This is a genomic window from Patiriisocius marinus, from assembly GCF_008974325.1.
Lineage (GTDB): Bacteria > Bacteroidota > Bacteroidia > Flavobacteriales > Flavobacteriaceae > Patiriisocius > Patiriisocius marinus.
In genome coordinates this window covers 297,028-311,963 of record NZ_BKCG01000004.1, presented here as the reverse complement: position 1 = coordinate 311,963, position 14,936 = coordinate 297,028, and the positions used below count along the sequence as shown (strand labels likewise).

Below are 14,936 nucleotides of genomic sequence, written 5' to 3'. Positions count from 1 at the left end.
TCACTTTTATTTTAACAACTTGCCTATGAATATTTTTTTGCAATTGTATAAACCCATTTCTACAATGGGTTATGTAGCTATAGCTTTGTTAATAGGTGGGGTGATACTGGTTACAGTTTTAGCAATTGATTATTGGTATTCGCGAGCAAAGGATAAGCCTTTATTCCGAAATTTTCTAACCAATAAAAAGTTAGACAAAAACCAAATAGCGGTCTTAAAATCGGAGTTCTCTTTTTATCAAAACCTTTCTCCTGAACTACAAAAACAATTTGAACATAGAGTCGCCTCGTTTATTCTTAAAAAAGAATGGATAGGTAGAGAAGAGCTATTAGTTACTGATCGCCATAAAGTTTTGATAAGCGCTGTTGCTTGTATGGTAAGTTTTGGGAGGCGTAATTACACGTATCGCTTATTAGATTATATATTGATTTACCCGTCTGAGTTTTACAGTAAAATTGCAGAAGATCATCATAAAGGCGAATTCAATCCCAAAAATAAATCGTTAGTACTTTCTTGGAAACACTTTGAACACGGTTTCCGTATTAGTGATGATAATTTAAACTTAGGTATTCATGAAATAATGCATGCAATGCACATAGAAGCCAAAGTAGGAAAAGACATTGATTCTGCTCGCTTTATGAAACATTTTAAATTGTTAATGCTCAGGTTGCATGACGAAGATTTAAAAAGAACTTTAGATCAAACACAGTTTTTTAGAGCTTATGCTTTTACAAATCAATATGAGTTTATGGCTGTTTTAGTAGAATACTTTTTTGAGTCTCCAGACCATTTAAAACAGCACTTTCCAGTTGTCTACACTCATGTAAACAAAATGCTCAACCTAAAGTTTTTAGGGTATTAGGTTGCTTAGAAGAGAGAGCCTAGAGGTGAATTTTAAGATTTCTTTAAATGAAATATTAAAGTCAATCTATTGTTTTTTGAGGATTGATTTAATTATTAGTTGAGCGTGTACTCGCGAGTTTTCTATAAACCATTTGTGCGTTTCTGTACCGCCACAAACCACGCCTGCTAAGTACAAACCTTCCACGTTGCTTTCCATTGTTTCAGGATTGTATTGCGGGATTAATTTGTCTTCGGAAAGTGTTATCCCCATTGATTTTAAAAATTCAAAATTAGGAACATAGCCTGTTAAAGCTAAAACAAAATCGTTTGCAATTGTTACATTTCCTTCAGGAGTTTTAATTTCAATTTCGTGTTCTGAAATTTGTATGATTTCAGAATTAAAATACGCTTTAATACTACCTTCTTTAATGCGATTAATAATATCTGGACGAACCCAATATTTTACTCTGTCGCCTATTTCTGAACCACGAATCACCATTGTTGGAGTTCCACCTTTGCGCCAGATTTCTAACGTTGCATCTACAGCACTATTGCTGGCACCTACTATGGCTACATTTTGTAAAATATACGGATGTGCCTCCTTGTAATAGTGACTTACTTTAGGAAGATGTTCCCCAGGAATGTTGAGGTTTTTAGAGATGTCATAAAACCCTGTAGCCACAACTATGTTAGTAGCTATGTAGCTATTTTTATCAGTTTTTATACTGAAATTTTCGCTCTTTTCAACATGTTCTACCGTTTCATATAGATGAATGTTGAGGTTGTTATTAGTAACTACTCTTCGGTAATACTCGAGTGCTTCGTCTCGGTTAGGTTTGGGCTTAGTGCTTATAAAAGGAATATCTTCGATTTCTAGTTTTTCAGAAGTTGAAAAGAAATTCATATTCAAAGGGTAGTTGAATATTGAATTAGTTAATGCTCCCTTTTCAATTATTAGATAATCAAGGTTGTTTTTTTTACAGGCTAGGGCACAGGCAATGCCTATGGGACCGCCACCAATAATGAGTACATCGATAATTTTAGTTGTATTATCCAAGGGTGAAATAAGTTTAACCTATTGGTCTTGAATCCTTAAAATTTCTTACTAAAAAAGATTATTTAGCTAGTAACGTTTTTAAATCTTTAATAGTTGCAATTGGATCTTCTGACTTAAAAACGTAGCTTCCAGCAACTAATACATCTGCACCAGCTTCAGCAAGTTCCTTTGCATTTTTATTAGTTACACCACCATCAATCTCAATTTTAGTGTCGCAACCACGTTCCTCTATTAAATCTTTTAATGATGCTACTTTATGGTAAGTGTTTTCAATAAAGCTTTGACCTCCAAAACCTGGGTTAACACTCATTAAACATACAAGGTCAATATCCTCAATAGTATCTTCTAAAAGGGCAATGTTTGTATGTGGGTTAAGTGCAACACCGGCTTTCATTCCCGCAGCTTTTATTGCTTGTAGTGTTCTGTGTAAGTGTGTACAAGCTTCGTAGTGTACTGTTAATATATCTGCTCCAAGATCTGCAAAAGTTTGAATATAACGATCTGGATCTACAATCATTAAATGTACGTCAATAGTTTTTGTTGCATGTTTTGCAATATCTCTCAATACTGGCATTCCAAATGAAATATTAGGAACAAAAACTCCATCCATAATATCAATGTGAAACCAATCTGCTTCACTGTTGTTAATCATTTCAATATCACGTTGAAGGTTAGCAAAGTCTGCTGCTAGTACTGACGGGGCAATTAAAGTATGGCTCATAACACTATTAAAAAGGGTTCTAAAAGTCGCTGCATTTTTTCAGCAGTGGTGCTTTCTTTATTAGCGCGAAGATACAATTTTAGGTTTTCAAGTTGGTCTGCGTTTCTAACAATATTAAAAGTGGAACTATAATTTGCGAAGAGAGCTTTAGGTTTGGGTTTGTTAATTATTGTAAATATATCTGAATGTCTTTCATCTTTACAAATAACATCCTCAAAAAGCGGAACTATAACATCTTCAGGACCTTCTAAAACTTGAAAAAAATCATCCATTCCATGTAATAGAATTCCTGTGATATTTTTGAGTGAGTTATTAGTATATGTTTTAGCAAATATTGCTTCTACAGCTTCTTTTGAAAGATTGTTTGTTTTACTAGTATAGCATATTGTATGAATCATTTAAGGTAAGGTTAGTTATTGTATTCTCAAATGTATTAAAAGTTTAATTTTTAAAGGTTATTTTTTTAAAACTTAACTCAAATTTTCAAATTGAATACTTATTATTCTAAGTTAAACGTACTAACAAATCTCTAACTTGCTCAGTAGTTTTAACCTTATATTTCGCTTTAGTGTAACCAACTTTTTTGTAGTTGCATTTTTGGGTGCAGCTTCAAACATATCTTCATCTGTCCAATCATCACCAAGTATTAATATAAAATCGAAGTCATTTTTTACAAATAAGTTGTTTGCAGCTCTCCCTTTGTTAACATTACTACTATATTTCTTATTAAGTTAATGTAATGCCAATTTGTATAAATATAATCAATTAACAGATTTCTAATAAAAAAGGCGCAACTTTATATAAGTTGCGCCTTTTACAGTGAGCTCATAAGTGCCTAATTCCAACCACCACCAAGTGCTTGGTATAATTTTACATTAGCTAGCAATTGGTCGCGTTTGGTTTCTATAATTTCAATTTTAGAATCTAAAGCTTCCCTTTGTGTAAGTAACACTTCCGTGTATTCTGCTCGTGCAGATTTGAACAATAACAGAGAAAGGTCTATAGACTCAGTTAAAGCCTTGACTTGTTCTTCTTTAAGTTTATAACTTTTATTTAAATTATCAACATTAGATAATTGATTTGCGACTTCCATATACGCATTTAAGATAGCACGTTCATACTCAAATACGGCTTGTAATTGCTGATTATTGGCTGTGTTATATGCTGCTTTAATCCCATTTCTGTTAATTAATGGCGACACCACATCGCCAACCAATGAATACACTAAAGATTCTGGTGTGCTGGTTAAAAACTTAGGATTAAAAGCCTCTAAACCAACACCTGCTCTAATTCCAAAAGACGGATAAAAATTAGCTTTTGCAATTTTAACGTTCAGCTTTGAAGCTTCAAGTTCTAATTCGGCTTGTCTAATATCTGTTCGATTTGCTAATAATTGTGATGGCACTCCAACAGTAAGAGAATCCACTGTCGTATCCATAAAATTCTCAGAATTGCGAACAATAGGCTGTGGGTATCTTCCAACTAAGAAATTAATAAGATTTTCTGTTTCTACAATTTTTTGTTTTATTAGATATTTATTGCTCTGATTTTTAAGTACATCAGCTTCAAAACGTCTCACGGCTAATTGTGTAGCACGTGCAGCTTCCTTTTGTAGTTTTACCATTTGAAGCGCATTTTGTTGCAATTCTAAATTTTGCTCAATGATTTCTAGTTGATTATCTAGAGCCATTAATTCGTAGTACGCACTCGCAATCTCTGAAACTAATTGGGTAACCATAAAATTTTTGCCTTCAATAGACGCTAAATACTCTAAAACTGCTGCTTTTTTTCCATTGCGTAGTTTTTTCCAAACATCTAATTCCCAAGAAGCAGATAATCCCGCTTGAAAATTTGCTAAAGGTTCTGGAAATTCTTCGTCTTCTCGGATATTGAGATTATGTTCTACAGCTCCATTTCGTGTAAATTCTCCAACTTTTTCAACTTCTGCACCTGCAACAATATTCACAGAAGGTAAGTATTCTCCTTTTTTAGCTTGAATTTCATTCTGTGCCATATTTACACGCTGTAATAAAATATTAAGCTCTTGGTTATTTGCTAAAGCAGAATCAATTAGTGTTATCAAATTAGGATCTGAAAAGAAATCTTTCCATTTTACAGTAGCAGCAGTAGTTGTGTCTGTAGTTTGATTTTTAAACTGCTCTGGTACTGCTTTGTTTTCTTCTCGTACCATTTTTGTTGGGACACAAGCATACAATGAAAAGAATGCAAAAATACCAACGACAATGTGTTTTTTTATCTTAATTACCTTATTCATTATTATTCTTTTTTGTCAATTTATTAATCAGTTTTTTCAATTTGCTAATACTTTCAGTATTGACTTTGGATTGATCTTCAGCTTCACTATTTCTAATAATGTTTTCAGAAAGTGGTTCAAAAGCTTCATCTTGAATTAGGCCCTTACCTTTAGCCATTTTTGCAAAAATGTAGTATAAGCCAGGAATAATAAGCACTCCAAAAAGGGTTCCAATAAACATACCTCCTAAAGAAGAACCTCCAATGGTTCTGTTTCCAATAGCACCTGCACCTGAGGCAACAACTAGCGGAATCAATCCTGCAATAAATGCGAAAGAGGTCATTAAAATAGGTCTAAAACGTGCTTTAGAACCTTCAATTGCAGCTTCTAAAATAGTTGCGCCTTCTCGCTGTTTCTGGACAGCAAATTCTACTATCAAAACTGCATTTTTACCTAAAAGTCCAACAAGCATTATTACACCAATTTGTGCATACACATCATTTGCTAACCCCATTGCTTTTAATAGAATAAAAGAGCCAAATACACCTACAGGAAGTGATAAAATAACAGCAAAAGGCAATAAGAAACTTTCGTATTGCGCAGCAAGAACGAAGTATACAAATATGAGTACTACTATAAAAACATATAGAGATTCATTACCTCTGTTAGCTTCATCAAAGGAAAGACCTTCCCAAGCTATATCATATCCATTTGGTAATTCCTTTGCAGCAACTTCCCTTACAGCATTAATAGCATCACTACTAGTAAATCCTTTTGCAGGTAAGCCTCTAATGGAAGCAGAATTGTAAAGGTTGTAACGTGTAATTTCATTAGGCCCTAATTTTTTTTCAATACTCATAAATGCAGAGTATGGCACCATTTCTCCGCTTTCATTTTTAACAAATAATTTTTCTAAATCTGAAGGTAAACGTCTATATTCTGGTGCTGCTTGAGTATAAACTTTAAAGAAACGACCAAAACGTATAAAACCTTGTTCATAAGTACTACCGATTAAGATATTGAGGTTTTCCATTGCTTTACTAATAGATACTCCTTTTTGCATTGCAATTTTATTGTTGATTTTCAATTTATATTGCGGATAGTTTGCAGAAAAGAACGTAAATAAACCAGTTAATTCTTCTCGTTTAGACAAGGCTTCCATAAACTTATTGTTGATGTTTTCAAACTGATGATAATCGGTAGAGTTTGTTTTATCCAATAAACGCATAGCAAACCCTCCGGAAGAACCAAAACCAGGAACTGCTGGTGGCTCAAAATACTCTATTACAGCACCTAAATCTTTTGTTTCTTCTTCTAGTTCTTCCATAATTTCGTGTACGGAATGGTGTCTGTCTCCCCAAGGTTTAAGATTAATTAGACAGGTACCAGCATTAGATCCTCGACCTTCAGTCATAATTTCATAACCAGCCAAAGACGTTACTGAGGCAACACCTTCGGTTTCTTCACATATTTTCTGAAGTTTTTTAGCCACTTCATTAGTGCGTTCTAATGTTGCACCTGGTGGTGTTTGGATTATGGCGTAAATCATTCCTTGGTCTTCGTTGGGGATAAAACCAGCAGGAAGTGTTTCGTTGGTTGCATAAATTCCGAAGCAAAAGACAGCTAATATTCCGAAGGTAACAATGCGTCTTGCTACAATTTTATTTAGAATTTTTACATATTTTCCTGTTAACCTTTCAAAACCTTTATTAAACCAATTAATAAATTTATCGATGAGTGATTTTTTCTTTTTTCCGTGGTTATTCTTTAATAACATCGCACACAAAACAGGTGTTAGTGTTAACGCTACAATAGCTGAAATTACAATAGAACCAGCCATTGTAATTGAAAACTGTCTGTAGAATACACCCACAGGACCCGTCATAAATGAAATTGGAATAAAAACAGATACCATTACCAAAGTAATCGCTACAATAGCACCACCTATTTCTCCTAATACTTCTGAAGAAGCTTTGTAAGGAGTAAGGTTTTTTTCTTCCATTTTTACGTGGACTGCCTCGACTACCACAATTGCATTATCTACCACAATACCTATGGCTAAAACTAAAGCAAAAAGTGTAATTAAGTTAATGGATAAACCGAACATTTGCATTACAAAAAAGGCTCCAATTAACGATACAGGTACTGCTATAATTGGAATTAAGGTAGAACGCCAATCGCCTAAAAATAAAAATACCACAATAGCTACCAGTATAAACGCATCTCGTAATGTGTGTAATACTTGCTCGATAGAGGCATCTAAAAAGTTAGACACATCATAACTTATTTGAAAATTAACATCTGGTGGTAAATCAACCTCAAGCTCTGCTAATTTTGCTTTAACGGCCTCAATAACATCGCTACCATTACTACCAAGTGTTTGTTTTAAAACTATGGAAGCTGAGGGGTTTCCATCAAGGTTTGAATAGATATCAAAAAATTCACTTCCCAATTGTACATCTGCAATATCTTTGAGTTGAATCATTTCGCCTTCTTCATTAGCACGAATGATAATCTCCTTGTATTGATCGGGTTCGTTATATCTGTTTTGGTAAGTTAGTACATATTCTAAAGATTGGGACGTCATTCCCGAACTTTGCCCTAAACGTCCTGGTCTGGCAAGAATACTTTGCTCTTCCATAGCTTCCAGTACTTCTTCGGCAGATATATTATAAGCTCGCATACGGTCTGGTTTTAGCCAAACACGCATTGCATATTTTCTACTTCCTAAAATTTTAGCACTTGCAATACCATTGATACGTTGTATTTCTGGAATAATTTTAGTGTAAGCATAGTTGTATAGAAATTTCTCGTCATTGTTTTTATCTATACTAGACAAGTTGACGTACATTAACATACTTGGTTGCACAGGTGTTATAATTACACCTTCTTGCTGTACCAATTCTGGCAATAAAGGCATAACTTGATCCACACGTGTTTTTACCCTAACAACAGCCTCATTTGGGTCTGTGCCTGGTTCAAAAATTATACGAATGGTTGCTTCTCCTGCACTTGTTGCATCAGATGCTATATAACGCATACCTTGCACGCCATTTATTGCGGTTTCTAAAGGGATTAATGTAGAATTAACTAATACTTCAGAACTAGAACCTGGATAGGCAATAAAGATGTTTACCGTAGTTGGTGCAATTTGCGGGAACTGTGATATAGGCAATTGCTTTATGGCAAGACCACCTATAAAGACTATCATTACCGAAATGACAATTGCCAAAACGGGTCTTTTTATAAATTGTTTAAACATTTTTTCTTTGGATTAGGATTGAGATTACTCTGCGTACAAGTTTAAAGCGTTCATAACCTTATTAGGTTCTTCAAATTTGGTATGGATTTCTTCATTGTTTTTAACCATTCTAATACCTTCTAGAAGAATAGTATCGTTTTCCGAAAGCCCTTTGCTTATCACGTAAATATTTGGCAACTCTGCGCCAATGGTAATTTCACGTTGTCTTACCTTATTTTCCTTATCCACTACAAAAACATAAGTTTTATCTAAAATTTCGAACGTTGCTTTCTGCGGAATTAATATTACATCCTTAAAGGGTACAGTCATTAAAACACTACCTGTTTGGCCGTGTCTTAAAACACCTTCAGGGTTTGGAAAGGTTGCTCGAAAGGCAATATTTCCAGTTTCATTATTAAATTCGCCTTCTATAGTCTCGACAATACCTTTTTGATTAAACTCACGGTTATTTGCCAATAACAAACGCACTTCTTCTTTATCATCTTTATGACCGTTCATCATATAATCTAAATACTGTGCTTCGGGAACATTAAAATAGACCCACATTTTGCTATTGTCTGAAAGTGTGGTTAATAATTCGCCTTCATCTAAAAGACTACCTTCTCTTGCTTCAAGATGATCCATAATGCCATCAAAAGGTGCTTTTATTTGTGTGAAACCTAAGTGAGTTTGCGCTAAGGATACGTCAGCTTTCGATTTTTCGTAGTTGGCATTTGCCATTGCTAATTCGTTTTTAGAAACCACATTACCATCTGCTAATAATTTGGTGTTTTGTAGTTCTATTTCTGCGACATTAGATTCTGCTTGCGCTTTCTGCAACTCAGCTCGATAAATATTAGGCATAATTTGAAACATAGGCTGTCCCTTTTTAACGTTTTGACCTTCATCTACTGATATGCTTTTTAAATAGCCTTTTTCTAAAGCCCTTACTTCAATGTGCTTGATAGCGTGAATTTGACTTACATAATCTTTAGTTATTATGGTATCTTTTTTTATAGGATTTGTAACAAGAAATGCGGTGTGTTCCTTTTTTACTTCTTTTTTAGACTCGCAACTTGTTTGAATTATAAGCATAAACAAGCCTATAAGAATGACTAATTTTTTCATAAGTATGAAATGTATTGGGTGTATAAAATGTATTGAGTTAGTCTAGGTTTTAGACAAACTGAAAAGTGAAAATTATTCTAAAATGGAAATGGAGTGTGTAAATCTATTTTTGGATCATTTACACAGAAAGAAGTATCAGATAATAAATACTTGAAATTTGACATGAAGTCGTGTGGAAGTGGTATCTAAATGCGGAATATATTGGACAACATCGTTTTGAAGCTTTTTAGACAGCGCATCTAATGGCTGAGAGCTAAACAAGGCAAGGAGGTATCCGTAAACTGAAGTTAATTGATGTGTAGAGGATTCAGAATTAGTTTCAACTTCCTCATATTCATTAATCTCTGCAAAAAGAAGATTGTCTTCTTTTTCTTTTGATATTTTAAAAAAGACGTTTTCTGAAGATGTTTGAACGTCTTTTATATTATTTTGAATATGCTCATAAAAATTATCCACTCCATAAGTAGGTAGTGTATTAGCATACAAGTTGCTTGTTTTTGTTAAAAACAATAGCAAAAGTATGGGTATGTAATTTTTAAGCTTCAAAAATCTTTATATTTTGCTATGCAAACTTATATTATTATTTTAATATCATCAAAAATAATGATTCGTATTTCTTTTATGAAGTAGATGATTTATGATAAACTTAACTTTAGCTATTATTAATTTAAAAAAAAAAAATAATATGAATTTTAAAAAGGTGAAATTTTAATGTCTATTTAATTTTTGTGCTTCCTTTTATTGTTAATATTAAAAATTCATAGAAATAATTCTTTTTGTTTAATCAAGAGAGGAAAAAGTTTGCTCTAACAATTTTGTATACAAGTAGTAGAACAGAAAGTAAGCTATTTTCATTCTGTTCAATTACAAACTTTTTTTATTAATAAAACCTCCTTATTATTTTATAAGTTGTTGTGGTTTGTATTTTCATTAGTAGCTTAGTCTAAATTTGCTTTTAATGAAATATCAAGCAATAATAAATTTTAATGTATTCCTTTAGTGCATAAAAGCAGAAAATTTGCATTGTTCTACCCAAATTTTATCTACTTTTTTATATGCCTTAATTTCTCCACCCAACTTACTAGAAGCAACTAAAATTATAGCAAAGTTTTTTTTAGGAGAAATGAAAGGTTTCGAAATCTGTAAATAATTTTCTAATCTTGACTCTTCTTTTTTTCTAGTTCTATTCTTTTTAACATTTGCTAGCGAATTAGGATTGTTTTTTTTTTGTTCTAAGTAATATTGTTTGAATTCGATAAAATTCATTTCTTTTTCAAAATCTAGGGGACAATGTTTTAAATTTGAAAAGAATCTACTACTATTATCAAGAATGTATTCGTCATTTATAGCTAAAGATGAGCCGTGTAAACCTTTCGTAAATTCATTTTCTACAAATTTAAAAACATCAACACCCTTAAATTCATTAGATTCAGCTAAATCATTTAATACCTTGGTTATTAATTTTTCAACTTCTTTTTCTTTTGGCTGCTTTAACGTAGCACAACCTGTAAATAATATTACAATAAATAGATGTTTAAATTTCATAGTTATTTAATTACAAAAGTTGCCAATAGCATATCCTTGATTTATTGTTTCTTCTGGATATAATTGAATTTATTTCAGAAACTTCATCTTGGATTAAAAGGATTGTTTTTTATACAGTTTTTTAAATTTTTAACTAATAGAATCCACAACGCGTAAAATAATCAGGATAGTAATGGAAAGTTGTCTTGGTTATCCCGTAAAGTTACTTTGTTTAAAGCAATATCTAAGGGGCTTTTTATTTGCTCTAAATCCTTTCTTGCTACATGAGTGTAAAGCATTGTGGTTTCGGGCCTAGAGTGGCCTAATAATTCTTGTATGTGTCTTAATCCTGTTCCTTGTTCTAATAAATGAGTAGCATAACTGTGCCTTAAAGTGTGTGGCGTAACTTTTTTTGTAATACCTGCAAGCTTGCAACTTCTTTTTAAAAATGATCTAATTGAAGCAGGACTGTATTGACCGCCTTTTGGATTCTCAATAAAATATTTTTTGGGTTTAAAGGTTGAATTATAGTTTTTTAGAAGTGGGTATAAATTTTCTGCAATTGTTGCGTATCTATCTTTTCTGCCCTTTCCATTTCTAATGTGTAATTGCCTACGTTGAAAATCGAAATCAGATAGTTCTAAAGCTATTAATTCGCCAATTCTTAATCCCGAAGCATATAGCATAGCAATTGCAGCCCTATGTTTTAAATTTTTAGTTACTTGTAGTAGACTTATAATTTCTTCTATACTCAATACTACGGGTAATTTTTTGTCTTTTGAAGGCATATAAATGGCTTCTGCATTTATAGAGCAGGCAGGATAAAAATGTGCAAAATGTCTCAGTGCACTTACCATTTGGCGATGTGTGCTAACGGCATAATTTAAAGTGCCTACAGCCCATTCTAGATATAAACGTACATCATTTTCATTTAAAGAATCTGTAGGTTTGCTTTTGGTAAATCTTAAAAAGTCTAGTATAAAATTTCCATATGCAGTAACTGTACTTATACTATATCTTTTTCCCTTCAAAAATTTAATAAAGTGCTTATAGACTTCAATTTTCTCTTCGTTTAAAGGTTTTTGATTGGTAATAATACCTCTTCTACTAGTTTCGACAGTTTTGGGTTGTTCGCTTATAATTTTAAAGTCACCATTGTTTAAGTAGCTTTTAAGTTTTTCAAGTCGCAACTCATCATAGTATATATAAAAACAACGATGTGTTTTAGTCCATTTAACGTCAGGCCCTCTTTTTATGTATTCTTTCGCAGTAAAATTATATAGAAATTTAATAGCAATACAGCTTTTTGAATTGTGTGTAAAAGGGGATAGTGTTATCGATGTCATACCGTTAAAGGTAAGTTGTTTAAGTCAATTTTAAAAAGTCTTTTTACTTGATCAGCAACTTTTTTAGGGTTATTTCTTTATAGTCTTGAACATTTTAAAAAAAGTTGCGTGATTATTTATAATAATATATTCTATTATATAATAGAAATAGTGCTACTTGGAGTTTTAGAGTAGTTTCGTTTTTAATAGCTCGAAGGTAAGTTCTTCTCCATCTCTTAAAATTGTAATGGACAATACATCTGTTTCGTTATCATAACCGTTACGGAAAACATCGCAGTATTGCGCTTCGGTAATGTTAGCATAGCTTGTGTTATTGATGCTTACTATTTTGTCGTTTTGCTTTAGAAGTTTAAAGGCACTCGTTTTTTCTATAATTGTATTTACGTAAAGGCCTCCGTCTTCGTAAATAGGGGCAAAGCCATACGAGTTATAAGTGTCATTGCCTGCTTTACTAACTTCAATCATTCTAATTCTTTTCTTATTCCAGTTTAAAATTACTCTATAGTTTTTAAAGAAATCTAAGCCTAAATTATTTCCAGCGCCACTTTTTACCCTTGTATGAATACGGTTAATGGTGTGGTCTCCAATTTTTAGTTCATTAATCATTGTATCATAAAACACCTTGCTTTCTCTTCGGCCAAAACCACCAAAAGCTTTTTCAGTTCCTCTTACATATTCGGTTATTAAGTGCTCCTCTTTTTGATTGTTGAAATGATCTCCTCTCAATAGATTAACTCCGCCATTCCCAAAATCTACTGTATTGTTTAGAATTTTATTTCCATTGATTTTTACAGTAATAGCAGGAATACCTGCAGTACCAATGTATGGCTTAGAGTCAATAGTTTCTGAAGGGATATTTAAATTGGTTTCGTCATTTGTAATTGTGATTAACTTATTTTGAAAATCGAAATCCCAAATGGCTTTTCTCATTAAGTTAGAGCCAATAAAACCATCAATTTTAACACAGGCTATTTCTGTTATTTTATTTAGATCAACAATACCTGCGATGGTATTTTGAAAATCAATATTTCCTATTTTAATACTATTGATTTTGGTGTATTCGGTGGAGTTTTCTGTGTGATTGATATCTTTTATTGTTTCAGCACCAAGTACTTTACTATTAATTTTTTTAGCAAATTCCTTTGTTATTATATTAGAAGAACCCGTGTCTAATATGAAATTGTAAGTGTTGTTTTGAATTTCTACTTCTAAAACAATCCATCCATTTACATAGTTAAAAGGAATAGTGGTTTTAAAGTTTTCCTGAAGTACATTTCCTTGTTTTAATACGCTGTCAATTTTTGAACCTGCGCAGCTTGACAATAAAACTACTGTTATAATAGAATAGAATAATTTGGTTAATTTCATAATTAGAGTTTCTTAGTTTTTTAGAATAAACAGTCGTTGATTCTTTTTTAATAAGACGCTAATTTTTATGATATAGTTGCCTGACTTATTTTTTGTTGACGAAAACTAAGATGGTTTTTAATGTGCAACGGTGGTTGTGATCGTACGAGTTTTTTTGAAGAAAACTTAGCAATGATAACGCGCGGGAAGCTATTTGTTGAACCTAAACTCGTTATATAAAAACTTCACCTTAATTCTTCTGTACTGAAATTTGTAAATCGATAAAGTATTTAAATGTTTCAGGTAAAAAAAAGGTGTTTAGATTAATCCCCAATAGATGCTTATAATAAGTCACTACTTAATAAGAACTACAATAGTTTATCGACGAGTAGTTGCTTTTTGAAGCGCGATAATTTCGCCTACAGCATTTCGGTATTTAAATGGGTTTCCAGCTTTTTTAATAGCCTTATACACTTTTTGTGGGTTGTGGGTAGATTGTGAGAAAAATTCCCAAAAACCAAGCATTTTCATTTTTATAGGGGTTGGCCCTGAAAGTGCTTCGTCATACTGCTTGTAAATAGTATCGTGAAATTCTCTAAAAATTTCCCATCGGTCAGCAGGATATTCAGTGGTATCTGCTTTAATCATACTTGGTAAAAAAGGATCCGAAATTAAGCCACGACCTATCATAAAATGTTCAACAGACGGAAAACGTTCTCGCATATTTTTAAACTGCTCAACAGTGGTTATATCGCCATTGTAGTAGAGTGTATGTTTAGCAACGTCAATACATTTTTGGAAAGCTTCAAGATCAACACCTCCTTTGTAAAGTTGTTTTCCCAATCGTGCGTGGATAGCTACGTTTTTAAGGGGGTATTTTTCTAGAATGGGAAATGATTCTAATATTTCCGAAGGACTTTCATAACCCAAACGCATTTTCATTGAAATGGTTACATCGGTTTCGGTATGTGCGCGATCTAGGATGTGGTCTATTTTTTCAGTATTACATATTAAACCTGATCCCATTCCACTATTGGTAACCATAGGGTAGGGACAGCCCAGATTCCAGTTAAGCTCCGTATAGCCTAGAGATTTAATGTATTTAGCAGCAAATATGAACTCGTCTGCATTTGCAGTCATAACTTGCGGGATTACCTCAAGTGTGGTATTTACATCTGGATTTAAGTCCCGTTGATACGATCCTTTAATAATCATTTTTTTATTAAACCTAATGTATGGTGCATAGTAGGTATCTATTCCTCCAAAAAATTTTTGTTGTGCATTTCTAAAGCGGAAATCCGTGAAGCCTTGTAGTGGAGATGATAGTAGTTTGTAGGACATTGCTAAGTTTTGTTAACGCAAAGATAGTGTAATGTCGAGTTGTTTAGCTCTATAAAAGCAATGCTTCTCCAAAGGTAAAAAGTAAGGTGTTCTACTTATTTTTATAAAATTTATTTTGTTCTTTTTATTTTTGA

12 protein-coding genes and 1 pseudogene are annotated in these 14,936 nt (G+C 32.6%); 1 reads left to right on the top strand and 12 read right to left on the bottom strand.

Annotated features, from left to right (window positions below; translation table 11 throughout):
* The first annotated feature begins 25 nt into the window (after positions 1–25).
* Positions 26–862, top strand: coding sequence for a zinc-dependent peptidase (locus tag GBH57_RS09890; RefSeq protein ID WP_151674328.1), 837 nt, complete (start codon positions 26–28; stop codon positions 860–862).
* Positions 863–928: 66 nt separating this feature from the next.
* Here GBH57_RS09890 and GBH57_RS09885 read toward each other — a convergent pair whose 3' ends face one another.
* The 12 genes and pseudogenes from GBH57_RS09885 to GBH57_RS09830 all read right to left on the bottom strand — a co-directional run bounded on the left by GBH57_RS09885 (position 929) and on the right by GBH57_RS09830 (position 14,802).
* The gene (locus tag GBH57_RS09885) at positions 929–1,900 is read right to left on the bottom strand and encodes a YpdA family putative bacillithiol disulfide reductase (RefSeq protein WP_235904686.1); all 972 of its coding nucleotides are present in this window, start codon (positions 1,898–1,900) and stop codon (positions 929–931) included.
* A 58-nt stretch (positions 1,901–1,958) separates the two neighbouring features.
* Entirely contained in the window at positions 1,959–2,621 is a 663-nt protein-coding gene (gene rpe, locus GBH57_RS09880) for a ribulose-phosphate 3-epimerase (RefSeq protein WP_151674327.1), read from the bottom strand.
* Positions 2,618–3,019 carry a BLUF domain-containing protein gene (locus tag GBH57_RS09875; protein WP_151674326.1) on the bottom strand — a complete coding sequence of 134 codons (402 nt, stop codon included), beginning with the start codon at positions 3,017–3,019 and terminating at the stop codon, positions 2,618–2,620. Before GBH57_RS09875 ends, rpe begins: the two co-directional genes overlap by 4 nt.
* Positions 3,020–3,139: 120 nt before the next feature.
* Positions 3,140–3,316, bottom strand: a pseudogene (locus tag GBH57_RS16370) (hypothetical protein); the annotation flags it as partial.
* A gap of 140 nt (positions 3,317–3,456) precedes the next feature.
* Positions 3,457–4,896 carry a TolC family protein gene (locus GBH57_RS09865; RefSeq protein WP_151674325.1) on the bottom strand — a complete coding sequence of 480 codons (1,440 nt, stop codon included), beginning with the start codon at positions 4,894–4,896 and terminating at the stop codon, positions 3,457–3,459.
* Positions 4,889–8,137, bottom strand: a complete 3,249-nt coding sequence (locus tag GBH57_RS09860; protein ID WP_151674324.1) for an efflux RND transporter permease subunit — start codon at positions 8,135–8,137, stop codon at positions 4,889–4,891. The genes GBH57_RS09865 and GBH57_RS09860 overlap by 8 nt, the downstream gene beginning before the upstream one ends.
* A 24-nt stretch (positions 8,138–8,161) precedes the next feature.
* On the bottom strand, positions 8,162–9,244 hold the full coding sequence (locus GBH57_RS09855) for an efflux RND transporter periplasmic adaptor subunit (protein WP_151674323.1): 1,083 nt from the start codon (positions 9,242–9,244) through the stop codon (positions 8,162–8,164).
* A 135-nt stretch (positions 9,245–9,379) separates the two neighbouring features.
* Positions 9,380–9,730: a hypothetical protein gene (locus GBH57_RS09850; protein WP_151674322.1), complete on the bottom strand. Its 351-nt coding sequence runs from the start codon at positions 9,728–9,730 to the stop codon at positions 9,380–9,382.
* A 510-nt stretch (positions 9,731–10,240) separates the two neighbouring features.
* Entirely contained in the window at positions 10,241–10,789 is a 549-nt protein-coding gene (locus tag GBH57_RS09845) for a hypothetical protein (RefSeq protein WP_151674321.1), read from the bottom strand.
* Between the two features lie 161 nt (positions 10,790–10,950).
* The gene (locus tag GBH57_RS09840) at positions 10,951–12,114 is read right to left on the bottom strand and encodes a tyrosine-type recombinase/integrase (RefSeq protein WP_151674320.1); all 1,164 of its coding nucleotides are present in this window, start codon (positions 12,112–12,114) and stop codon (positions 10,951–10,953) included.
* Between the two features lie 165 nt (positions 12,115–12,279).
* A complete protein-coding gene (locus tag GBH57_RS09835; protein ID WP_151674319.1) occupies positions 12,280–13,482 on the bottom strand; it encodes an aspartyl protease family protein in 1,203 nt (400 codons plus the stop codon).
* 357 nt (positions 13,483–13,839) lie between these two features.
* Positions 13,840–14,802: a tRNA dihydrouridine synthase gene (locus GBH57_RS09830; protein WP_151674318.1), complete on the bottom strand. Its 963-nt coding sequence runs from the start codon at positions 14,800–14,802 to the stop codon at positions 13,840–13,842.
* Between the last annotated feature and the right edge of the window lie 134 nt (positions 14,803–14,936).